19 protein-coding genes are annotated in these 24,163 nt (G+C 44.7%); 12 read left to right on the top strand and 7 right to left on the bottom strand.

The window, feature by feature from the left end; genetic code table 11:
- Positions 1-65 precede the first annotated feature (65 nt).
- The 3 genes from F0364_RS02705 to F0364_RS02695 all read right to left on the bottom strand — a co-directional run bounded on the left by F0364_RS02705 (position 66) and on the right by F0364_RS02695 (position 4,049).
- On the bottom strand, positions 66-755 hold the full coding sequence (locus tag F0364_RS02705) for a lipoprotein 17-related variable surface protein (protein ID WP_153796209.1): 690 nt from the start codon (positions 753-755) through the stop codon (positions 66-68).
- A 562-nt stretch (positions 756-1,317) separates the two neighbouring features.
- Complete coding sequence (locus F0364_RS02700; protein ID WP_153796208.1) at positions 1,318-2,601, bottom strand: glucose-1-phosphate adenylyltransferase; 1,284 nt, start codon at positions 2,599-2,601, stop codon at positions 1,318-1,320.
- Positions 2,602-2,633: 32 nt separating this feature from the next.
- Entirely contained in the window at positions 2,634-4,049 is a 1,416-nt protein-coding gene (locus F0364_RS02695) for a glycogen synthase (protein ID WP_153796207.1), read from the bottom strand.
- Between the two features lie 228 nt (positions 4,050-4,277).
- Between F0364_RS02695 and F0364_RS02690 the strand changes: the two genes are divergently transcribed.
- The gene (locus tag F0364_RS02690; RefSeq protein ID WP_153796206.1) at positions 4,278-5,903 is read left to right on the top strand and encodes an MFS transporter; all 1,626 of its coding nucleotides are present in this window, start codon (positions 4,278-4,280) and stop codon (positions 5,901-5,903) included.
- A gap of 42 nt (positions 5,904-5,945) precedes the next feature.
- Entirely contained in the window at positions 5,946-6,920 is a 975-nt protein-coding gene (locus F0364_RS02685) for an ROK family protein (RefSeq protein WP_153796205.1), read from the top strand.
- A 192-nt stretch (positions 6,921-7,112) separates the two neighbouring features.
- Here the strand turns inward: F0364_RS02685 and F0364_RS02680 are convergent, their stop codons facing one another.
- Positions 7,113-7,685 (bottom strand): nuclear transport factor 2 family protein, encoded by a 573-nt coding sequence (locus F0364_RS02680; RefSeq protein ID WP_153796204.1) that lies wholly within the window; start codon positions 7,683-7,685, stop codon positions 7,113-7,115.
- Between the two features lie 314 nt (positions 7,686-7,999).
- On the opposite strand from F0364_RS02680, the gene F0364_RS02675 reads away from it, so the two are divergent.
- From F0364_RS02675 to rbp, 3 genes are all read left to right on the top strand, one after another.
- A complete protein-coding gene (locus F0364_RS02675) occupies positions 8,000-8,563 on the top strand; it encodes a tetratricopeptide repeat protein (RefSeq protein WP_153796203.1) in 564 nt (187 codons plus the stop codon).
- 26 nt (positions 8,564-8,589) lie between these two features.
- Positions 8,590-9,282 carry a sulfite oxidase-like oxidoreductase gene (locus F0364_RS02670; protein WP_153796202.1) on the top strand — a complete coding sequence of 231 codons (693 nt, stop codon included), beginning with the start codon at positions 8,590-8,592 and terminating at the stop codon, positions 9,280-9,282.
- 62 nt (positions 9,283-9,344) lie between these two features.
- Positions 9,345-9,680 (top strand): RNA-binding regulator, encoded by a 336-nt coding sequence (gene rbp, locus F0364_RS02665; protein WP_153796201.1) that lies wholly within the window; start codon positions 9,345-9,347, stop codon positions 9,678-9,680.
- On the opposite strand, the gene F0364_RS02660 is transcribed toward rbp, so the two are convergent.
- Positions 9,677-10,465, bottom strand: a complete 789-nt coding sequence (locus tag F0364_RS02660; protein WP_235920996.1) for an acyl-CoA desaturase — start codon at positions 10,463-10,465, stop codon at positions 9,677-9,679. The genes rbp and F0364_RS02660 overlap by 4 nt on opposite strands.
- A 139-nt stretch (positions 10,466-10,604) precedes the next feature.
- Between F0364_RS02660 and F0364_RS02655 the strand changes: the two genes are divergently transcribed.
- The 4 genes from F0364_RS02655 to F0364_RS02640 all read left to right on the top strand — a co-directional run bounded on the left by F0364_RS02655 (position 10,605) and on the right by F0364_RS02640 (position 14,224).
- Positions 10,605-11,447 carry a ThuA domain-containing protein gene (locus tag F0364_RS02655; RefSeq protein WP_153796200.1) on the top strand — a complete coding sequence of 281 codons (843 nt, stop codon included), beginning with the start codon at positions 10,605-10,607 and terminating at the stop codon, positions 11,445-11,447.
- 579 nt (positions 11,448-12,026) lie between these two features.
- Positions 12,027-12,452, top strand: coding sequence for a hypothetical protein (locus tag F0364_RS02650; RefSeq protein WP_153796199.1), 426 nt, complete (start codon positions 12,027-12,029; stop codon positions 12,450-12,452).
- A gap of 350 nt (positions 12,453-12,802) precedes the next feature.
- The gene (locus tag F0364_RS02645; RefSeq protein WP_153796198.1) at positions 12,803-14,074 is read left to right on the top strand and encodes a glucuronyl esterase domain-containing protein; all 1,272 of its coding nucleotides are present in this window, start codon (positions 12,803-12,805) and stop codon (positions 14,072-14,074) included.
- 12 nt (positions 14,075-14,086) lie between these two features.
- Complete coding sequence (locus F0364_RS02640; RefSeq protein WP_153796197.1) at positions 14,087-14,224, top strand: hypothetical protein; 138 nt, start codon at positions 14,087-14,089, stop codon at positions 14,222-14,224.
- Positions 14,225-14,328: 104 nt separating this feature from the next.
- On the opposite strand, the gene F0364_RS02635 is transcribed toward F0364_RS02640, so the two are convergent.
- Positions 14,329-17,727 carry a right-handed parallel beta-helix repeat-containing protein gene (locus F0364_RS02635; RefSeq protein WP_153796196.1) on the bottom strand — a complete coding sequence of 1,133 codons (3,399 nt, stop codon included), beginning with the start codon at positions 17,725-17,727 and terminating at the stop codon, positions 14,329-14,331.
- A gap of 811 nt (positions 17,728-18,538) precedes the next feature.
- On the opposite strand from F0364_RS02635, the gene F0364_RS02630 reads away from it, so the two are divergent.
- A complete protein-coding gene (locus tag F0364_RS02630; protein ID WP_153796195.1) occupies positions 18,539-19,333 on the top strand; it encodes an NIPSNAP family protein in 795 nt (264 codons plus the stop codon).
- 2 nt (positions 19,334-19,335) lie between these two features.
- On the opposite strand, the gene F0364_RS02625 is transcribed toward F0364_RS02630, so the two are convergent.
- On the bottom strand, positions 19,336-21,921 hold the full coding sequence (locus tag F0364_RS02625) for a PAS domain S-box protein (RefSeq protein WP_153796194.1): 2,586 nt from the start codon (positions 21,919-21,921) through the stop codon (positions 19,336-19,338).
- 528 nt (positions 21,922-22,449) lie between these two features.
- Here F0364_RS02625 and F0364_RS02620 point away from each other — a divergent pair.
- Together F0364_RS02620 and F0364_RS02615 are read left to right on the top strand one after the other, a co-directional pair.
- A complete protein-coding gene (locus tag F0364_RS02620) occupies positions 22,450-23,088 on the top strand; it encodes a hypothetical protein (protein WP_153796193.1) in 639 nt (212 codons plus the stop codon).
- Between the two features lie 129 nt (positions 23,089-23,217).
- Positions 23,218-24,108: an XAC2610-related protein gene (locus F0364_RS02615; RefSeq protein WP_153796192.1), complete on the top strand. Its 891-nt coding sequence runs from the start codon at positions 23,218-23,220 to the stop codon at positions 24,106-24,108.
- The last annotated feature ends 55 nt before the right edge of the window (positions 24,109-24,163 follow it).

Below are 24,163 nucleotides of genomic sequence, written 5' to 3'. Positions count from 1 at the left end.
TACAAGTGGAAGCGTATTCGTGTTAAAAAAGGCAACTGCCGGGCTGGGCAAAAGACAGCAGTTTTTTACAACTTGTTTGCCGGCAAACCAATCTCTGCTTCATAATTTCTTATTATCTCATCCCGCTTGCTTTTAGAAGCATCTTTTAACTCAACTGATTTTTCGAATACATTTTCCTCTCCATTCTTTTTAAAACGGTACTTCATATACAAAATACCTGTTTGGCGGTTATATTTTATTTCTTTTATGTAAGGGTTATTCCCGCTTACAGCAGCAGTTTCTTCATACTCGTTACTTATTGATATGGTAGGCGCCGGCACTACAGCAGGTTCCGGTGCAGGAGTTGCATGTACCGAGGGTGCACCCGGTGCTTTAGGCGCTTTTGGCGGCGCCGTAAGCTTTACAGATGGCGCAGCGGCAATTTCAGGCGCAGTAGCGGCAACCGGTGGTTCCGGCGGTGTGCTTTCTATGGTAGGTGCAGCAACGGCGGGTGGTGCTGGGGCAACAGGTGCTGCAGGTGGTGCTATGCCCAAAGAATCAAACACTCTTTCCTTTAATTCTTCCCGCTGCTGTTTGCTGAAACCTGTTATATTAAAAGTGCGGTAATAATCAACTTTCTTACCGTCAATATCTCCTTTAATTTTAATAGTAAGTTTATTCTCGTTTTCGTGGATGCTCTGGCTTAAGGAGCTGTGTTTTTGTGCAAAACCATAAGAGGCTACGAGTAACGCGGCTGTTACAAAAAAAGTTTTCATACCTGCTGAATTTTAAATAATCAATTGTGTTTCGTCTCAATCAACCAATGGTATGCCTTTTTAATACATTATTGATTCCCAACTATATAGCGAATTATTCAATGTACGAAATAGTTCGTTTTCGAACAGAAACTGTTCGCTTTCGATACAAATGCCCGGTTTTGAAAAATGAAGGAAAGCAGAATTTTAGATACCAGCGATATAGCCTTGTAGCTGCTTCGTTGCGTCGCAAGCACTTCATCGTCCGGTTTTTCATGGCGACTTTTTAGCCAGGGTAGCTGCAATTAATTGAGCCTGAGACTTGATGTATGGCTCAGCGAAACATGAAGATTCTGCAGAGCTATATGCCTAGCAATGCTCTACAGTTTTCCAACCAATGATGATAGCAAAAAATGCCGCCCACAGGAGCGACATTTTTATCTGTTGATTTTACAATTTCCGGTGCCGGGATGCGGGCTATGCCAGCCGCGTAAAGCGATACAGCACAAGAGTGCGACGCAAGGGACGCCTCCTATTTGTTCCTTCTGCCGGGCCCATAATCGTCCTGGTTTTTAACCGCAGGTTAAATAACAAAGCCGTTGGGTATTACCGCGCCTTTTTTAACCACTACAATACCGTCTTTAACGGTGTATAGTGCATGGTCTGTATTTTCCAGGTGCGGGCCGCCGTTAATGCGCACATCGTTACCAATGCGGCAGTTTTTATCTATGATGGCGTTTTTGATATAGCACCTGTCGCCAATACCGTTTTGGGGAACACCTTTTTGGGTAAATTCTTCCATTTGCGCAAGGGTTTCGTAATAGTCGTTACCCATGATGTAGGTATTTACCACCGTGGTGCCATGGCCTATGCGGGCCCGGATGCCTATAACACAGTTTTCCAGCCGGCTGGCCAGTATGATAGAGCCGTCGGCGATAACCGTTTTTTCCAATGTGCTGCCGCTTATTTTGGCCGGCGGCAACATACGTGCACGGCTGTACACGGTTTTACTGTTGTCAAAAAGGTTGAAAGGAGGTATATCCTGCGTAAGCGCCAGGTTGGCCTCGAAGAAAGAGTAGATGTTACCGATATCTGTCCAGTAGCCTTCGTACTGGTAACTGATAACCTTATACTGCTCTATGGAGTTGGGAATAATTTCTTTACCGAAGTCGGTGGCATCCGGGTAAACGTCTTTCAACAGGTTGTAAAGTACATTTTTGTTGAAGATATAAATACCCATGGAAGCAAGGTAGTTGCGGCCCTGGCTCCGCATAGCGTCGCCGGTATCGCTGGTCCAATCACCCAGCAAATCGCGTTTGGGCTTTTCTATAAAAGAGGTGATGAAGTTTTCGTTGTCTGTTTTAAGGATACCAAATTCAGGGGCATCCCTGTCTCCCACGGGAATGGTGGCGATGGTAATGTCGGCGCCTTTTTCTTTGTGGTCGGCAATCATTTCGGCAAAGTCCATCTGGTAAAGCTGGTCGCCGCTGAGGATAAGCACATACTCATAGTCGTTATTGGCAATGTGGCGCAGCGACTGGCGTACGGCATCGGCAGTACCCTGGTACCATCCGGGGTTATCGGGCGTTTGCTCAGCCGCCAGGATATCTACAAAACCACTGCTGAAAGCGCTGAACTGGTAAGTATTTTTAATGTGCTTATTGAGCGAAGCAGAGTTAAACTGCGTTAGCACAAACATGCGGTTGATATTGGAGTTGATACAGTTGCTGATGGGAATATCCACAAGGCGGTACTTGCCGGCAATAGGCACCGCAGGTTTGGAACGGCTTGCGGTAAGCGGATATAAACGTGTGCCGGCCCCCCCGCCGAGTATTACTGCTACTACTGACTTACTTAGGGTAAACATATTTGATGGAATTTATTTTGAAAGAATCTTGTTTACTGCAGGCTTTGATAAATATTAAGGTACTGCTGAACTGAGTTTTCCCAACTGTTGTCAATCTGCATCATGTGCTGCCGCATCCAGTTAAAATGGGTACCATCTTTATACACTTCTATGGCCCTCCATACGCTATGGGTAATATCCCCTACGCTGGCATGGTTAAAGCGTATGCCCCAGCCCTGCCATTCGCCCATATCTTTTACTGTGTCAATTAAACCGCCGGTACTGCGTACCATAGGTACAGTGCCGTATTTCATGGAGTACATCTGGTTTAACCCACACGGTTCTACCCTGCTGGGCATTAATAAAAAGTCTGCCCCGGCGTACATGGTATGGCTAAGTTTTTCATCGTAGCCAATCATTACATTATAGTTACCGGCAAAAGAATGGGTTAACTGGCTTAACTGCCACTCCACATGTGTTTCGCCGCTACCCAAAATAAGGAAGTTAACCTGCTTTGGAAAGGCATACATGGAAGACATAATAGCATCCGGCAAAACATCAGCGGCTTTCTCCCCTACCAGCCTTCCGATAAATATGATTAACGGTTTATCAGCATCAAGGTTGAAGCGGTCGCACAATATTTTTTTATTGGCTTCCTTACCTTCAGTAACCGTTTCCACACTGTAGTTATGGTTAAGGTATGTATCTGTGGCGGGGTCCCATACATCATCATCAATACCGTTCAATATGCCTACACATTTTCCTTTTTCATATTCAAACAAAGCTTCCAGCCCGTTGGAGTTAACACGCAGCTCCTGCAGGTAACTCCAGCTTACAGTTGTTACTTTCCATGCACATTTTATGCCTGACGCCAGGGGGTTAATGGTACCCTTCCACTCCAGCATGCCAGCTTTCCACGAATCCCAGGCAGGTATAAAGTAGCTTTTATCCCACCCCATCCAGCCCTGGTATTGAGCATTGTGTATGGTTATAACTGAAGGCACAGAAGCAAGCATGCTAAATGGATAGCAATACTTCATCATAAACGGGATGAGGCCGGTATGATGGTCGTGGCAATGCACTACATCGGGTTTGTGCTGCCAGTGGCTAAGCCAGGTAAGCACACATATCTGGAAGGCGGTAAAGCGTTGGGGGTCGTCGTCGTAACCATATATTTTTTCCCTGTCCAGCAAGCCGTTTATGTCAACCAGGTATAAGTCGAAACCGAGCAGGTTATGCTTCTCTTTAATAATGGTAAAATCGAACCACCAGCTGCCCAGGTTAGCACGTCCTTTAAAATCTACCAGCCATTCATGTTTGTAGAGAAACTTTGTTTTGTACATGGGCATAATCACTTTTGCGTTATGCCCCATTTTGGTTTGGTATTTGGGCAGGGCGCCCACCACATCACCTAAGCCACCAGCTTTGGCAACCGGATAACATTCTGCCGATACGTGAATGATTTCCATTAAGCAACCGGGATTTTTAGATTTGAGAGCCATTGCCAGCAACTTAGAGATATACATTCACCATGCTTTCAGCGGGCAGATATTCTTAAGTGACTGACACCATATTTGAAGAGACAATTTAATACACTAATTGATACAACAACAAAAAAGATTTAAAATTTTTAAAAAAGTAAAATGTAGATTACTTTCGGCACTCCAATTCATCACCTCTAATACATAACGATTGAAATGAGTGAAACATTAACTGCCACTCCTTCCACCACTAAAACAAACAGTGGTGCTTTAGCGACGTTGGTAATTGTATTTTTTTTCTGGGGTTTTATTGCAGCCAGCAACAGTATTTTTATACCCTTCTGTAAAACTCACTTTAGTTTAAGCCAGTTTGAATCTCAGTTAATTGGTTCTGCTTTTTATGGGGCTTATTTTATAGGCTCGCTTGTTTTATATCTTTTATCTAGCACGGTTGGTTACGATATACTTAATAAAATAGGATACAAAAAAGGTATCATTTACGGGTTGTGGATATCCGTTATAGGGGCCCTTGCCATTATACCTTCTGCTAATGCCAATTCTTTTCCGCTGATACTGGTTTCTTTTTTTATAGTGGCTTTAGGGTTTTCGCTACAACAAACGGCAGCGCAACCTTTTGCCATTTCGCTGGGAGACCCGGCAACCGGTTCTCACCGTTTAAATCTTGCAGGAGGTGTTAACTCATTGGGTACCACACTTGGACCAATTATCGTTAGTTTCTTCCTGTTTGGCTCTGTAGGCGGAGAGCAAAAAAATGTAACAGTTACCAATGTTAACAACCTTTATCTAATTGTTGCCGCGGTGTTTGCAGCGGTAGCACTGGTGTTTACTTTTTCCAAACTGCCTGACGGTAAAGATGATGCCAAGTTTGAGGGTTCAAAAAAAGCATCTGCATCTCTGGTAACAATGACAGGGTTAATCATTGCCATTATCGTTGTGGGACAGCTTACTGCAATTGAAAAATTACCGCTACTAATCATTACCCTACTGGTTGTTATTGGCATCTTATTTTATTCCAATAACAGTGCTGTTAAAAACAACGACGGATGGGGAGCAATGAAGTACCCTCAGCTCATTTACGGAATGATCGGCATTTTTGTATATGTGGGCGTTGAAGTTACTATTGATAACAACTTTGGAGCACTGCTTAAAATACCAGGATATCTTACAGAGGCAGGCCTGGATGAAAGTAAGATATCCAAGTACGTATCCTTGTATTGGGGCAGCCTTATGATTGGCAGATGGACAGGAGCAATAGGCGTATTCAATCTTTCACAGGCGGGTAGAAAAATAGCAACTGTTATAGTTCCATTTGTGGCGTTTGCGATAGTACTGTTGGTAAACAGGTTATACGGAAACGATATAGGAGACCTGCTACCTTACGCCGCCTGCATTCTTATAGCAGTGGCCGCATTTTTGTTTGGACAGGAGAAACCGGTTAAAACCTTACTTACCCTTTCATTACTCGCTACCGCGGCCATGCTTATAGGCGTATTTACCAAAGGAATTGTATCCGTATATGCACTTATTGCAGGTGGCCTTTGCTGCTCTATCATGTGGCCTTGCATCTTCTCCCTTAGTGTAGCGGGTTTAGGCAAATACACAAGCCAGGGTTCAGCATTTCTCATTATGATGATATTGGGTGGTGCAATCATTCCCCCATTCCAGGGTTCACTTGGCGATATCCCATCTATCGGTATGCATCATTCTTACCTGATTGCTGCAGCCTGTTTTGCGTTTCTTGCATTTCTTGCTTTAAAATTGCGTGCCGTTCTAAAATCACAAGGTCTAGACTTTGATAACCAGATAGGTGGTGGTCACTAATCACATACCTTATTTAAACTTCGTTTTATAAATCTTCATATTATGGCAACTTCAGCTTCATCATTAGAACCACTGGCAATTGGTATAGACATCGGTGGCACAGGCACTAAATTCGGCATTGTTGACAGGGTGGGCAATGTGTTATTTTCCAGCGAAATCTCTACTAAAAAACATGCGGAAGTAGCAACTTTTATAGACGAATTGTATGAGAACCTGAGCATATTAATTAAAAAGGCTGGCGGCATTGGCCGTATTAAAGGCATTGGTGTAGGGGCGCCCAACGGCAACTTTTATTCCGGCACTATTGAATATGCGCCTAACCTGCCCTGGAGGGGTATTATACCATTGGCCAAACTGGTACAGGATAAGTTTAAGCTGCCGGTTGTATTAACCAACGATGCCAACGCCGCCGCCATAGGTGAAATGATGTACGGCGCCGCACAGGGCATGAAGGATTTTATCATGATTACGCTGGGTACCGGTGTAGGCAGCGGCATAGTGGCCAACGGCCACCTCATTTACGGCCATGATGGCTTTGCCGGCGAGCTGGGTCACACCATCATTATACCGGATGGCCGCCTGCACGAAGGCACAGGTAAAAAAGGTTCTTTGGAAAGTTATGCATCTGCCACGGGTGTTAAATTAACAGCGATTGAAGTAATGGAACATACCGACAAGCCCAGCCTTTTGCGGGACGTTCCCAAAGACCAGATTGATTCCAAAAAAGTATATGATGCTGCCATGCAGGGCGACGAAGTGGCTAAAGAAATCTTTGAATTTACCGGCAAAATACTCGGTATGGCACTGGCCAACGCGGTTATGTTCTCCAGCCCCGAAGCCATCATTCTCTTTGGTGGTTTAACCAAGGCCGGAGACCTTATTTTAAAACCCACACGTGAGCACATGGAAGCCAATCTTATACAGGTTTTTCAGAATAAGGTAAAAATACTGGTAAGCCATCTTAAAGAATCAGACGCTGCTATCCTCGGCGCCAGCGCCCTTGCATGGGAGTCTTAACCTAATAAACAGTTATCTGCATAAAAAAAAGGAAATGCCTGGGCATTTCCTTTTTTTTATGCAGTGGATTTTGATACCAGCTACGGTGTTTCCATGGCATCGCCTGTTGCGTCGCAATCCTTTCATCGTCCGGTATTTCATGGCATCTTTTCAGACCCTGGTAGAGACGCGATGCATCGCGTCTCTACAACATTACCTTCCCCTTTCAAGGGTCTTCAGCAGGGCGCTTGCCGGCTTTTCTTCCAGGCTGGTCAGGTAGTTTACTTTGCCATCCTTTAAGCGCCAGTTATCGGCATACAGCATCGAATCACGAACGCCGTCTTTGTAAGTCCATTTGTTGTAACTAACTACCATTACCCAATCTTCCTCAAATTCTTCGTTATACAATGCATAGGCAGATACGATATGGTTTGTACTTGCGCCAAACATTTTTCTAAGCTTAACAAACCTGCTTTCAATTTGCCCTTTACTTAAAGTAATCCTTACGGCGCCGGGTAAATCAAGCTCCGCTGAATCTGCAAAAAAGGAAGCCACTGCTTTGCCGTCGCCTTTGTCCCATGCGCTGTACATGTCCAGTACAGCTTTTGTATTTAATGGGTCGCCTAGCTTCCAGTTGGCCATAGAAACCGGGTATGCATACTGCAGAAGGGCAGCGGGCGCCGTGGTTGTGGAACTGTCAGAAACAGTATGCTCTGCAACGGCTGATTGCTGACCGCAGGCGCCTGTAAACAGCCCGGCAATTAAAACAAAAAAGATGTTTTTCATAAGCTGCTGGTATTTGGTTAATACTTTTAAGATAAGCAGATAAACTAAAAACATAAAGTTTTACTGCTATCCGGGTCTGAAAAGCCGCCCATTGAACAGAACGATGAACGGATTGCGACGCAATAGGCGATGCCATGAAAGGCCACAGTTGGTATCAAAAAAATTACCAGGTGGCGTTAGCCGACTCCTGCATGTTGCTGTAATAGATTTTTACAAATATGCCTGTTTCATAAACTTGTTCGCTTAGCATTTAGCCAATAACTTTATCAGGCAATCCCGCATACGCTAACCTTGTGCTGAGAAAACATTAACCAATGAAAAATTTACTGCCGGCTTTTTTGCAGAAGCTTAAAAATTATAACCCGTTAAAAACAAAACACACAGTGCCCGGCTGGGATGATTACCTTGCCGCCCGTGAACTTTTTGTAAAGCAGGGCAAGAATACTGAAGCGTTGTTGTTGCTGGATGAAGCCATAGAACGCGGTATTGATTATGCCCTTGCAGACAGAGCTTTTTGCCTGCAGGAACTGGAGCTGCACTATGACGCTATTGAAGATTTTAATAACGCCATAGCCGTTTTTCCTAAAGATGCCAACCTTTATTATGGGCGTGGGCACAGCCGCATGATACTAACGGAGTATGACAATGCCATAGCCGACCTTAAAAAGGCGATAGAGTTTTCGCATTCATCCAACAGCATGCATGAGCAGTACAACGATGATATTGTGGGCAAGGGCTGGAATTCGTTACAGGAATTTTATGAATTTCAGCTTCAAACCATATTGGAAAGGAAAGACAGCTTTCGCAACCCGGAGTTGGAAAAGATGTACCTGCAAATAGCAAAGGAAATAAAGCGGCGCAACAACAACAATAACTGACAAACGATATTTTGTAACTTAAGGGTATGGAAGAATCAGAAAAACTTAACCGCATAGTAGAAGCGCGGATGAAACTAAAAGCCCGCTTTGAAGAAAAAATAAAGCTTACCCCTTCTGTTGCCGATAACAGGCCAATGGGCAAAGGCACACCCAACCGCCATGGTATGCCGCAGGTACCAGTGGGGCAGGTAATAACCAACAAATGGCCTGTGCTTGACCTTGGCCTGGAGCCCGATATTTCAACCGGTGAATGGAAGCTTACCATAGATGGGGCTGTAGAACACCCGGTAACACTTTACTGGCAGGATTTTATGAACCTGCCCCAAACAGACGATACTTCGGATTTTCACTGTGTAACCACGTGGTCTAAGCTGAACATGAACTGGCGTGGCGTGAGGCTGCTTGATATTGCGGCATTAGTGCAGCCCAAAGAAACAGCCACCCACATTATGTGTTATGGCTACGATGACTACAGTACCAACCTGGCATTGGAAGAAGCGCTGAAGCCGGATGTATTGCTGGTACACACTTATGAAGACAAGCCGCTGCCCAGGGAGCATGGCGGGCCTGTAAGAATGATAACCCCTCAACTGTATGCCTGGAAGGGCAGCAAGTGGATTAACCGCATTGAATTTTTAACCGCCAACCGCCGGGGCTTTTGGGAAGAACGGGGTTACTCTAATACGGCATACCCGTGGAGAAACGACAGGTACAGTTAATTTATTGGCAATTATAGCTTCCGGTGGCTTAGTATCACTATTTTTGCAGCTTAACTCTTATTATGAAACTATTTGTTGCAAGCCTTCCTGCTGACTTTGATGACACCGATCTTAAAGAAATGTTTGAACTTTATGGCGAGATAACCTCTGCCCGTGTTGTTACAGACAGGCAAACCGGCAGAAGCCGTGGTTTTGGATTTGTTGATATGCCCGACAATGAAGAAGCCCGCCAAACCATCAATACCCTTGACGGCGCTAACATGCGTGGAAAGCAGTTATCTGTAAAAGAAGCAGATGAACAACAGGGTGGCGGAGGCGGTGGCCGCGGCGGCTTTGGTAACAGCAACAGTGGTGGTGGATACAACAGCCGCCCCCCCAGGCCAAGGCGCTATCTTTAAGCCCTGGCTTTTTCGGGCACTTGTTTTTCTTTCTCACTTACTGCCGGTTGTTTGCCGGCGGTGGCAATTTGTATCACATTCAATTTGTCCAGCAATACTATTATCGGGTAACAAAAATCAAATTCGCCTTTAACAGCCGCGAAATTTGTTCTTGAAGGGTACACGTGGTGATTGTTATGGTACCCCTCTCCCATCATCAGCCAGTCAACTTTAAAAAGATTTTTCGAAGTATTGTCCGTTTCAAAATTGGTTTCGCCATACTTGTGGGCAAACCAGTTAATGATAACGCCATGCAACGGCCCCATTACCACATGTATGGGCAACAATAAAAACCACCAGGCCGATGGTGCAAAAGCAACGTAAAACCAAACGTACAGCCCTATCCATAACAGCCTCGACAACCAGCTATTGGCCCACCAGTCAAACCAGCCCCAGGTGGGTATGTTTTTCGTAAACTTTTTTTCTACCGGCAAAGCCCCGGAAAGGATGCCGTTATACACCTTACGGGTACGCAACATCATGGCAAAAAAGTTTTTGTCGTATGATGGTGAATGGGGGTCTTCTTCCGTATCTGTATGTGCATGGTGTATGCGGTGCAAAATGCCATACGCTTTAGGGCTTAAGTAAGATGAGCCCTGTGTTAGGTAGCAAAACACAAAAAAGAAACGCTCCCAGCCCTTGCTCATGTAAAATGACTGGTGGGCAGCATAACGGTGCAAAAAGAACGTTTGAGAAAACAAAGACAGGTACCAATGCAATACGAAGACAATTAAAATAATAATCAACTCAGAACAATTAAAAAAGTGTACAATAGGTTATATGCTTCTTAAAAAGCCGCAAAGGCGGCGAAGGTATCGCAATCAACCCATCCAGCCAATTTTCCACAGTTAACACCAGCACAATTATACAGTGTATCTTTCCTGCATGACAAACAAGATGGCCAACCAATCTTTACTGTTGCTTTTGCTAACTCTTTGCACAATTGCGGCATATACCCAAAAACACAGCAGCCGTTTTAAAGTAATTGCCTTTTATACCGGCAAAAACGACCAGGCCCACATTAGCTTTGCAGCAGAAGCCCACCAGTGGTTTGCCAATATGGCCAACCAACACAATTTTACTTACGATACCACCACCAACTGGAACAACCTTAACAGCACATTTCTTGCCCGTTACAAAGTAGTGGTGTTTCTTGATACCAGGCCCGAAACAGCCAGCCAACGCCAGGCTTTTGAGCAATACATGCGGCAGGGCGGTGCATGGCTGGGCTTTCACTTTGCGGCATTCGCTTTAACGCCTTCTGATTTTCCCCAAAACTGGAACTGGTACCACGATGAGTTTTTGGGCTGCGGCCAGTATGTAAGCAATACCTGGCGGCCTACTTCCGCCATACTGCGTGTTGAAGACAGCACGCACCCCGCCACAGCCAGGCTTCCTGTTACATTTAAATCATCCCCCAATGAGTGGTACCGCTGGCAGCACGACATAAGAAACAATCCCAACATTTCCATACTGCTGTCCATAGATGCTGCAAGCTTTCCGCTGGGTACAGGCCCCAAGCAGCATGAAATATGGCACAGCGGCTATTACCCGGTTGCCTGGACCAACAAAAACTACAAAATGGTTTACATGAACATGGGCCACAACGATATTGATTATGAAAACAAAACCAACAAAACACTCTCTCATACGTTCGCCAACACTATGCAAAACAGGTTTGTGTTAAACAGTCTGCTATGGCTGGCCGGGCAACCGGCAACAGAGTAAATGGAAGCAGCATACGCTGCAGTAAGCCCCCGTCCCCTAAAGGGGTGTTTTTATGGGCCCGGCAGCAGGACATGAATTAAGCTGCCGTTGCGTCGCACTCTTGTACTGTTGGATTCGCTACGCAGCTTTTCCCACCGTGCAGTATGTGTTTCTGCCGCCTTCGGCGTCAGAAAATTTTGAGCATGTGTATGCCACGGAGGAAAAGCGCAGTGCCTGCCGCCCAATGTCATTAAGTTAAGAAGAAAGACTTTGTTCTTTGCGCCGTAGGTGCTACATGTTTGTAGAAATAGCATAAAAACAAGGGAATTATGCCGCATAGCGGCTACCCTTAAGCGACGATTGGGTAGCCACTACGTGGCATCCGTTCATATAAATGATTTTGTTTCTACAAACAGCAAGCCCCGATGGGGCTTAACTTAATGACATTGGCCTGCCGCCTTTAGCGCAGGAAACTTTATTTGACCCGGGTAATAAAACCACCCACGCATATTACATATCATCAGCTTTAAAATAACCTTAAGCATATTGCCCATGCAATTTTTTAGGTATAGTTTTAAGGCACCTAAAAAGCTGATTATTATGAGAAATGCAACCTTTCTAATCTTAGTTCTTACCTTGTTGATTGCTGGCTGCGGCCCTACCGTACAATACATTGGCCGCAATTACACCCCCACCGCTAATGTTGATATTTATTTCAGCACAACAGACATTAAAAAGAGTTATGAAGTAATGGGCAAAATTGACGGGCAATCCATGTTCTTTGATGACTTCCAAAAAATACAGGACAAGATAACAGATGAAGCCAAAAAACGCGGCGCAGATGCGGTACTCATCTACGATATGGAAGAACGGGTAATTGCAACTTCACAAAACACCAACTCAACTTCAACAACAGAAACACACAGGCAGTGGTGGCAAACCAACAGCGCTACCGTAACCACGGCTGTTAATCAAACAAAACGTGTGCTGCATGCAGACTTTTTAAAGTATAAAGACGGTAACTAAACCCGTCTTTTAAAACAGCATCCCTTTACCGGATTTCCATTTTAACTACACTTAAACATAAGCTGTATTGCTATTGTATTGTTGGTGCCGTACCTTTTTTATAACATAACATGCATCAGCTTGAGTATGGGCAAACACTACAAAGCATGAATGTTTTCTGTTTAGTATGTTAAGCTTGATGGATTCTCAACCGAGCCAAGTTAAAATCCTTCACTTTTTCAGAACGGGTTGCATGCCTACAGGGCTTTTCACCCGTATTGCCCACCATGTTTCCGGCCTCCAATTGTAAAACAAAATCGGTAGTATTGTCGGTAATTACACAATTCTATTATCCCACATATACCGCAGGTATGAAAAGAAAAACACTCTTGCACATTATTATTTTTACCCATCTCTGCTGCTGTTGCGCAGCACAGCAACAACAAGCCGACACAACCTATCAACTACCGGATGCATTAGTTACCCAATCCGGAAAAAAGATCAGCAACAAAACAGATTGGGAAAAATTTCGCCGGCCGGAAATACTTCAACTGTTTGAAAAAAATGTGCAGGGCAAAACACCAGCAAAAAAATCATTCCTGCATTTTAAAACAACATCCGTCAATGCCAATGCATTAAACGGAACAGCTACCCGCAAAGAGATAAGGGTGTACTTTTCCAAAGATGAAAAACATCACATGGACGTACTCTTTTATATCCCCAACAGAAGAGATAAACCTGTGCCTCTGTTTTTAGGGTTAAATTTTTCGGGCAACCAGGCAATACATGCGGATACAGGCATCTCCCTCTCTAAAAGATGGTTTGCCTATGGCAAAGAACCGGCATACAAAAATCATCACGCAACAGAAGCTTCCCGCGGCACAGATGCGAATGCATGGCCGGTAGAGCAGATCATCGCAGCGGGTTACGCACTGGGCACCATTTATTATGGCGACCTGCAACCCGATAGCGCCAACAGTATCAATGCGGGCATTGCCCCATTGTTTTATAACAAGGAGCAAACAAAACCCGCGGCAGATGAATGGGGCGCCATAGGTGTGTGGGCCTGGGGACTAAGCCGTGCCATGGATTATATAGAAACAGATAAAGACCTTGATGCGAAAAAAACAGCAGTCATTGGGCACTCACGCCTGGGCAAAACCGCGTTATGGGCGGGTGCGCAGGATACCCGTTTTGCCATAGTTATTTCAAATAACTCGGGAGAAGGCGGGGCGGCTATTACAAGAAGAAAGTATGGCGAGACGATTGATGTTATGAACAACGTATTTCCCCACTGGTTCAGCGATAATTTTAAATTATACAATCATAAGGAAAATGACTTGCCGGTAGATTTTCATGAACTGATAGCGCTGATTGCGCCACGCCCTGTGTATGTGGCCAGCGCAAGCGAAGACCAATGGGCAGACCCCACAGGGGAATATCTTTCCGCGTATCATGCCGGCGCAGTGTATGCTTTGTATGGTTTAAAGGGGTTGCCAGGTTCCCAACCTCCTAATGAAAACATGCCTGTTGGCGATGGCTCCATTGGCTATCACCTGCGTAAGGGCGGGCATGCATTAACCCCTTACGACTGGCAGCAATACCTGCGGTTTGCGGACAGATTTTTCAAGCAGCAGCAATAAAATACAACAACCGTGGCGCAAGGGCAAATAAATGTAACCCATCTGAAAATCTCCGGCGGCAAAGTGGCGGAATGGGTATCCTACCCTACCATGCGGAAAAAGCTGCATAGCGAATCTAACCGTACAAGAGTGCGACGCAACGATGCTTAATAGATGTTCCTTCTGCCGGGCCCATAATTTTATTTTTGCCAAAGGCAAAAAACCCGCCGCATAAGCGGCGGGTTACATGAACAACCCATAGAATGAACCATTTATTATTTAATACAAATTACCGGGTAGGTTTGAATGGCCTGCCCATTGTACACAGCTATATAATACATGCCGGGTGCAACGCTTAGATTATTCCAGTAAATATTATGCCTGCCAGGCTGCATAAAACGGCCGGCCAATGCGGCTACTGTTTTGCCACCTGCATCGTACATGCGCAGGGTTAACCAACATGGCTTTTGAATATTTACAGCAATATTGATGAAACTGGTAAACGGGTTAGGATAGCACCCTTGTATTTCAGCAACCGCGGCTGGTTGTTTACTGTATTTTTCTAAATATGAGGTTATTGCGGTACTGTCTTCATGCTGTTGCCTGGCACCCGGCGCCGCAGGTTGCAGCAATTGCGCAATTATTTTTCTTGCCGCATCTGTTAACTCTTTTGCATGCGCCCTTGTAAGCCTTGGCCTTAAGGTAAACCGCTGCACAAAGAATATAAAGGCACGCAGGCTGGCGATAGTGCCTGGCCGGTAGTTGCGGCTGTTAAAGCCCAGGGCAAGATCGAGCAGGCCGGTAAGCAAACGGCTTTGCAGCACGGTAAGCTCCCCATTGTTAAACAGGTTTACCACCTGCTGCCGTAGCTGCCTTAACTGGTCTGCAATACTTATTACATCAGTAACCTGTATGGTAATGCTGCTTTTATTGTTGGCGGTATTGTTATCCGCGGGGGTGGTTGCGGTAACCTGCGCGGTATTGGTATAAGAACCTGCCAGCGTGGCCGTAGCGGTAATACTTAATGAGGCAGTGGCCCCATTGCCAAGATTGCTTATGTGCCAGTTACCGGTAGCGTTATTGTATGTGCCTGAGGTTGCAACGGCCTGTTTAAAGGAAAGCCCGGCAGGCAATACATCCTGCACGGTTATATTGCTGGCTGCGGCCGGCCCTTTGTTAACCAGCTTTAATGTAAACACTACATCGGCACCGGTGGCCAATGTAGTTTTGTCGGCTGATTTTACCAGTTCCAGGTCTGCATTCAGTACTGTTCCACCTGTAGCAATACATGCGCTGAATTCGCTGGTATTGTTATCTGCACTGGTTGCTGTAGCGGTAATAGCAGCATTGGCCGGCAGCGTTACATTGTTGAACTGCACATTAAACGCGGCATTGCCATTAGCACCTGTAGTTACCTGATGTGTACCTACAAACAACTGCCCCTCGCCCGCACCAGAAGCATTACAAATAGCATTAGCATAAAAATCAATTTGGTATAATGCATTGGCGAGGCTGTTTAAGGTACCCTGTACAGAAAGGTTGCCGCCGCTTAGATTAGCTGCTGTAAGCACCGGAAAATTCTGCAGGTTGTTGGGGCCGGTATCCGCATCGCCGGCATCGTTAGAGGTAATTCCATCATTACCAAGGTCTATGCCCAGGCCGGTATTGTTATAAATACTGTTATTGTTTATGAATGAGCCAATGCCTGCCCCTGTTAATACAATGCCCTTACCATTACCGGTGATACTGTTGTGCCCGAAGGAAGCTATCGCGGCATCCTGGGAAAGAACGCCTATGGTATTGCCGGTGATGGTGTTGCTGTCAATACGCAGTTCGCTGCTGCCTGCCAAGATGAAGCCGGGGCCTTTGTTATTGGCTACCTGGTTTTCTGTAACGCTGAACTTAGCTTTAATGTCAAAAAAGTACCAGCCCCCCTCTATATTGTCGTGAATGCCATTTTTTTCAAGCGTGAATTTAAACACATCAATACTGGTTTTTTCTCCGACTATCCTGCCGCCCAGGCCGGCATTAAATCCATAATCGTTACCGCCGCCAAAAATAATATCAGCCTCGGCGCCGGCCGTTGCAAAAAGGCCCATGCTAATGCCATCTTTGCCATTACCCGTACTGCTGGTGTTAAGCATGCTGAAAAAGAAATCTGCCTGCGCCTGTAACTGCACTTTACCGGAAAAACCATCTTCGCCATTGCCGGCAAATACGTCTCCGTTAAAAAGTAATGATGCCTGTACCGCCGGAGATAAATCTGCCACGTATTTAAATCCCACACCGGCATTGGCATTCCAGCGGTTGCCGTTAAGGTCTTTTTTACCTGCCGCCCTGAATGTGATGTTAGCGCCTGTGTGCCCGGCGGTAATAGAATCACCGGCTATCAACCAGTTAATGGTACTGTTGAGCGATTCTTCTATCTGCAGGCCTGTGGTATTCTGGTAGTGTATATTGTTGGAGTAATTAACATCAATGGTACGGCCTGTGCCAAACGTAAATTTTGTACCGGCTTTAACCTTACCTGTAATGGAGTTTTTGAGGATGTTATAATTGCCATTAGCATCCAGGTATATATCAATACCCACAGAATCTATATTGGTTAATATGTTGCCCTGTACGGAAAGCTGTTCTCCACTGCGGGCAAAAATACCGGCGGTAAATTTGGCGGTAGTACCGTCTTTACCAATAAAGTTGCCCAGCACTTTTACGCCCTTTGAGAGGCTGCCCTCAACCCATATACCATTTTTAACGCCGCGTACCGTATTACCAGCGCCGGCATTATCGCCACCGATGGTATTGTTGGGGGCCGTTTCATTTAATATGCCGCCTTTTGCATTGGGCAGGTCTTTATCCCCAAAAAAATCTGTACCTACCAGGTTACCGAGCACCAGGTTATCATGCGCTCCATTGGGCTGGCCAGTTTCTGCCTGGTCACGGCCAAGTATATGTACGCCATAGCCTTTATTAGCGGAAATAATGTTTCTGTCAAGCGATGCGGAACCGCCTAATTGATTGCCAGGTGTGTTATCAATCAGGATGCCATCGCCGCCGTTACCTTTATCCAGCAAGCCTTCCCCATCAGTACCAATAAAGTTGGACATAATAACATGTTTTCCTTCCCCAGGCGGCGGCGTGCCTGCAATGTAAATGCCATGCGATGAAAAACTGTTGATAACAAAGAACGTTATGCTGCAATTACCGCCCAGCAATTGCAGGCCGATGGCATTGCTGCCTGCCTGACTGCCGTTAAGCTCTATGCGCCGGCCACCCTGGTTTAGTGCCTGTATGCTAACCGCGCCAAGCACAGGCGGTAAAGGGCCAAGGCCGGTGCTGCCCACCATTATAACTATGCTTCCTGTACCGGGCGCACCGGGTATGTTGAAAAAAATCTTGTTTAAATCCAGGTTGCGGTTATTGTTGTGGTTTTGAATGGCCGCCCTGAAGCTGCATTGCTCACCAGGGGTTGCGGCATCTACATCGCAGATATTGTCGTTGGGAAAATTGCCGGCATCAAAATCTTCCTGGTCGCCGGTTATGTTAACAGTAAATGTTTTACCGGTTTGGGCTATGCTGTTAACAGAACACAGCATAACAGCCAACAGTGCCGGTAAAAACAGGCGGCGTTGCACCAAGCGCCATACAGGCATGCGCAGTATCCTGTTTTTCATACGGTAAATGTTTAATAGTGATGAATGTACATGGCAGTGCCCCGCTGATGTATGGCTTTGTTGGCCATTTTTGCATAACTGCAACAGCGATAAGGTGTTTGTAAGAAAGCGGCACCAGCAGTATTAATAAATCGCAGGAAGCCTTTTACAAGGCGTTAGAGGTTCATGGGAAAATAATTAAGAATGAAGAAATATATGCTGTTGATAATTGCGTAGGCGCTTTAGTTAATGGCCATGCGGGTATGTTACCGATGCTTATGAAAGTTACAGCAGATTTAACTATACAAGTTACGATAAGTGCAGGGCAGTTTCCAACTATTTAAGACATATTCTGCAGTTGCTTATGCACAACGGGTTCAAGCTATTTTCTGACACAGGGTGGCCGGGCATGAAGCTGCCTGCAAAAGAGGCAGGAGGTTTCACCATCGGGTGAGGGATTGAAGCGGAAAGCCCACAGCCACGAGGAACGAGTGGCGAGGACTTGTAGCGGAAAGCCCGACCCCTTGCGATAGCTTGGGGGCACCCCCAAGTACGAAGAAAGAAGTACGAAGTACTTTTTTTATGTAAGATGTATGATGTGGGATGTATGATATGGGATGTATGATATTGGATGTACGATGTGGGATGTATGATGTGGGATGTATGATATGGGATGTACGATGTGGGATGTACGATGTGGGATGTACGATGTGGGATGTACGATGTGGGATGTACGATGTGGGATGTACGATGTGGGATGTACGATATGGGATGTATGATATGGGATGTACGATGTAAACCACTATCTTGAGGCCTTAAAGCGATACCATACATGAAGAGACGCCAATTTGTAAAATCTGCCTTACTTACCGGCGCCATGGCCGGCATAACTTCAGCACAAAGCATTGCATCTATGAAAAAGAAAAATAACCCGCAGGAATATTATGAGCTGCGCATATACACTTTAAAAAACAACGCCCAGCTTAAGCTTACAGAAAACTATTTTGAACAGGCATTGATACCCGCACTTAACCGGCTTGGCATAAACAATATTGGCGTGTTTACTGAACAGCTTGCACAGGAGTTTACCAAACTTTTTGCGGTAATACCTTTTACTACTGTTGAAGACTATATGCACCTTGATGAAAAACTGGCCACCGATAGCGCCTACCTTGCCGCGGCAGCGCCCTACCTTGATGCGCCTGCAACAGCGCCGGCTTACGAACGCATACAAAGCTCTTTATTAAAAGCTTTTGCACAAATGCCGCAAATACAGGTGCCGGAAAAAAAAGACCGCATATTTGAACTGCGCCGTTACGAAAGCTCGTCTGAAGTAAACAGCAAAAAGAAGATTGAAATGTTTAATGATGCCGGCGAAATACGCATTTTTAAACGCACGGGGCTTACCCCTGTTTTTTTTGGCGAAACGGTTATTGGTGAAGCAAGGCCCAACCTTACCTACATGCTTACGTTTGACAATATGGAAGCGCATGATCTTAACTGGAAGACTTTTATTAACGATCCCGAATGGAAGAAAGTAAGCAGCCAGCCGGAATATGCCAATGAGCGGATACTATCTAACATCAGGCGTACTTTTCTGGTGCCGGCGAAATGCTCCCAGGTATAGAACTACTTTTTTTGAAGCGGTACCGTTACGTAAACGCTGGTGCCCTCGCCGGGTTTACTTTTAATATCGTAAAAGCCCCCGAGGCTGTGGGTGCGTTCTTTCATGCCCAGCAGGCCCAGGCTGTTACTGTCGTGAGCGGCGCCGTTATCAAAGCCACGGCCATTGTCTTTTATAACCAGTACCAGCTTATTATTTTCAACATGTAAAGAAGCCTCCACTTCAGCCGCGTTGGCATGCATGGCTACATTGGTTAGCGACTCCTGGTAAATTCTGAACAATGCAGTGGTAACAGGTTTGGGTATAACCGCGTCAACCTGGCCGGCAAACTGCGTTTTTATACCATAACGTTTTTCAAATTCGCTGCTGTACCATTCCAGTGCTTCGCACAGGCCAAGGTCGTCTAATATGCCCGGGCGCAGGTCGGCCGATATTTTCCGCACAATTTTAACCGTATCATCCAGCATGCGCAGGATGTCTTTCAGCTTTAGCCTGATGCCTTCATCTTCGTGCTGCATTTTTTTGGATACCCAAGATACATCCATCTTAAGGCCGGTTATCTGCTGGCCCAGTTCATCGTGTATTTCCCTGGCCATGGCAGAGCGTTCTTCCTCCCTTATGTTTTGAAGATAGAAAGCCAGGCGGCGCAACTCTTCATGAGACTCCTTTAACTCTTCTTCGGCTTTAATACGTTCCGTTACCTCATTTACCAGTACCAGCCTTATGGGCTTATCTTCATACACAAAATCCTGCCCGTAAATTTCCACGTTCAGCACGCCCCCATCTTTTTTAATGTGGCGGTGCAACCCGGCAAAAAGCATGTCGGCCCAGGATTTATCGGCTTCCGCCGCATATTCCTTCACCGCGTTTACCGGCCACATATCCCTTAACCGCTTGCCCGAAAATTCTTCTTTAGAAAACCCATACAAGTTAATAGCGGCCTTGTTTACTTCGGCTATATTACGCTCCGGCATGGTTAGCATAAACATAGGCAGGGGGTTGTTTTCAAAAAGCATCTGGTACTTTCTGCGGGATGCCATTATCTGCTCCTCCACCTCCTTCTTTTCCTTTATATCTATACATATAGCCGTGTATTGCTCCGGCTGGCCCTGCGCATTTAAAAAAGGCACAATGGTAGCCGCTATCCAAAACCAGCTTGCATCTTTAGCCATCAGTTCAAGCTCGCCCCGCCATACTTTACCAGACAGCAGTGTGGTTATAATGTCATCCAGTACGTGTTGGTATTTCTGATGCACTTTAAGCGCCGTAAAGCTTTTGCCCGTAAGGTCTGCGGATGTAAATTTTGATACAAGGCAAAAGTTTTCGTTTACATGAATGATGTTGCCATTATCATCTGCGATAATAATAAGCGATGACTCATCAAGGGCAAACTTATAATCCGATATTTGCTTCAGGCTTTCCTCCAGCCGTTCCTGGGTTAACCTTGCTATTGCGGCCTGCATTTTTTTCATACTTTCCTCATGTTCTTTACGTTCAGTAATATCCTGGCAAATACAGATGTACTTTTCCACATTGCCGGCAGCATTACGTGTTACGGATACGGAAAGCATTCCATAGAGTAAAGATCCGTTCTTGCGCAGGTGAATAATTTCGCCGTACCAGTAATCCCGGGTGGCCAGTTCTTCTGTAATTACCGCCCGTTCTTCTTCAGTCAGTACCGGGCGCAGTGTTTTTTCGGCAGCATGATTAATAACTTCAGCAGCAGTATAACCAAACATTTTTTCCGCGGCCCTGTTCCAGGTTAACACTTTTAAAGCGCCATCCAGGGAGTACACGGCATCGTTGGTGGTTTCTATCATTTTGCCCAGTTGTATTACAGACTGTTCGTTATGCCTGAACAGGCTTACATCCCTGCAGATAAAATAGTAACCGCCGGGCTGGCCATCCCGTTTCTTTTTCAGGCTAAACGATACGGCCACCTGTACAATGGCGCCATCTTTTTTGCGGTGCACCACCTCGCCGCTCCAGTATTGCTGCCTTGCAATACTCTCATCCATCTGCCTGAAATTTTCCTCGCTGGTTAGTGGCCTTACCACTTCCCTGAATTTTCGGCCCTTCACTTCATGCAGGCTGTAGCCGTAAAGGTTTTCGGCGCCCTTGTTCCAGGTTTGCACACAGTAATCTTCATCGGTTAAAAAAACCGCGTCTGTTACACTTTCCGCCAGCCCGTCAAAAGAAGAATTTTCATTGTGGTTTTTTTCCGGTTGCACAAGGCTGCATATATACAGCAACTCGTCAGCGCCTCTGCCAGTAGCCAGCGATACCGATTCTGTTACAGTTAATGCATGGCCGTTTTTATCGTGGTGCACGGCTTCTCCCACCCAGTATCCCTGTTTGTAAAGAAGGGCATGTTTTGCAGATTGCTGAAGTGGGGACAGCAGGGGCCTTATTGTTTCGGGCAAAGCTTTACCACATACCTCTTCACTGGTATAACGGTATAGGTTTTGCGCCCCTTTATTCCAGCTTTGTATTACGCCGTTTTCATTGGTGGTAAAAACGGCAAACGCCTCCTGGTGTTCAATAAGCGCATGTATACGGTTAGCGCTGTGGCTATCTGAAACCGTTTTCATACTGAACGTTTACATTATTGTTGCCCATTACAGGCTGGGTACGTAATTACAATGCCATAATTTAGGTAAATTATTGGTAGCTTTTTCTGTTTAAACTTTGTACTAAGGTTTTTTTAAGGTGCCCCAATACCAGTTTTTTTAGTATAGGGGGGGCTATCATAAATTCACAACCCCAAGAAAAATGATTATGAGCCCGGCAGAAGGACATGAATTTAGCTGCCGTTGCGTCGCACTCTTGTGCGGTTGTATTCGCTATGCGGCTTTGCCCGCAGGATAGGATATGTTTTTTGCTTCTCTCCTGCACATACACGAAGTTTTTTGCTTTTATACTCTACATCAAGTGATAACGCATTAAATATCGAAACCCGGAATATCCATTTTTGAAATAAGATGTTGCAGGTTCAGAGATTGGATTATTGCTTATAACTCAAACTTCGGATTTAGTGCTTAATTTCAATTTTTAACGCTGATAATTTATCCCCGTAACAGATAAAACCATTAAAACTTCACTTTCGAAAATACCCAAATATGATACCCACCTTAAAAGACCTTTACTCTATGCCAGACAAAGCGATAATGATTGAAGATATTATTGGCAAAACAATAACCGACATACGCTGCAAATATGGGGAGGAGGATGGATGGCTTGACACTGCAGAATGTTTTATTGAACTAGACCATAAACTTTATATTGACATTCCTTATGGCGATGCCATTGATGCTTTAGTAGTAGAGCCAACCCCTGAAGCAAAAACTATATTTGAAAACCTTGCAGATATTCCACATTATTTTGTAAATAAAGAGGGCAAAACAATTGCTGAAGTAGCAAAGGCATATAAAAAGCGAAAGAAAAATGTTTTTAACCGCTTGAAAAAAATATTGTTTGATTACGATCCGCCAATAAAAGAATACAAGCCCTACAAAGTAGAGTATCACGAAAACAAACTAAAATATATCATTAACCGAACTATAGTAAACTACCTATGGGAAAGCGACAGAACTGAAAAAGGGTTCTTTGAACTTGACAACGGGTACCTGATTTCAGAGCAATATATGGCACCTAAAGGAACAGGCCTTGCCGGGCTTCATTATTACGACAGTTTAGATACTTTAAAAGAGCGAAAAGGAGAAAATTTAACCCGGCACTCCCAAAGGAAGGACTCTTGATATCACATGATATTGTAGAGCGGACGGCTAATAATTGCTTCCAACTTTTTGTAGCGTAACTTAAGATTCAGCCAAAAAATAACAGCAAACTATAGAATAAACAAAGATTTTAACTAACGAGGGTACCGCATGAAAACAATAACACACATATTGATGGCCATGCTAATTTTTTTACTTTTTGGGTGCAGACAGTCAGGCCATAAAAAGAGTTCTCTAAAAGTCCTAAGCGACACATCAAAAGCCAATGATTACCAAAAAGAACAAGAATATACAAAACAAAGAATGATAGTTCAAGAACAAGAAAAGTTAGATAGTTTAAGGCTTGAAAAAATTTTATCAGATGCCTTAAAAATAGCTGTGCAAAACATTGACAAAAACAAATTTTATAATTCTTATGAGATTTTTCCTGACAAATTAGGCGCTGTAAAGGTTGAGATAAATCTGGCTTATCACTTTACAGAAACCAACCCTCATCTGATAATTCGCAGAAACGAATCAGCCAATACCTATATTGACATTTTTTCAAAGAGTAATAAGCAGTTTACAAAAGTAGTATCCCATCAACAATGGGCGATGACATATGTAAACGATACCACAAGAGATATCAACGGAGACGGATTAAAAGATTTCGTTGTCAATTGGTATGGAAGTAACGGATGTTGCTTAAAAGCATTTAGTGATGTTTACTTATTGCGGACAAACAAAACAAGTTTCTCAAGCAGTTTCGAATTTATAAACCCTACTTTCTCGCCAATTGAAAAAATAATCAGAGGTGTTTGCTATGGACACCCTGGCCAAACAGAAATGTACAAATACAAATGGAATAAGGAAACAATTGATACACTGGAATATGTGTCTTATGAAAAAGATGACAAGGGTGTTAAAACTGGCAAATTCATAATTTCAACTGATGTAAATTATGGCGGCCATTACCGGATATTAAAACGTTTAAATTCCGTGCCTCCGGAGTACAAAAAAATCGAAGGATATGATTGGTTTACCGGAGCGGGATACGACTAAAATTTTCCCCCGAAATTGCAAGATTTAAAGAATTACCGCAAAGCCGCTTACATCC

Origin of the sequence: Foetidibacter luteolus, from assembly GCF_009650435.1 — a bacterium.
Lineage (GTDB): Bacteria > Bacteroidota > Bacteroidia > Chitinophagales > Chitinophagaceae > Foetidibacter > Foetidibacter luteolus.
This window is presented reverse-complemented; position numbering and strand designations above follow the sequence as displayed.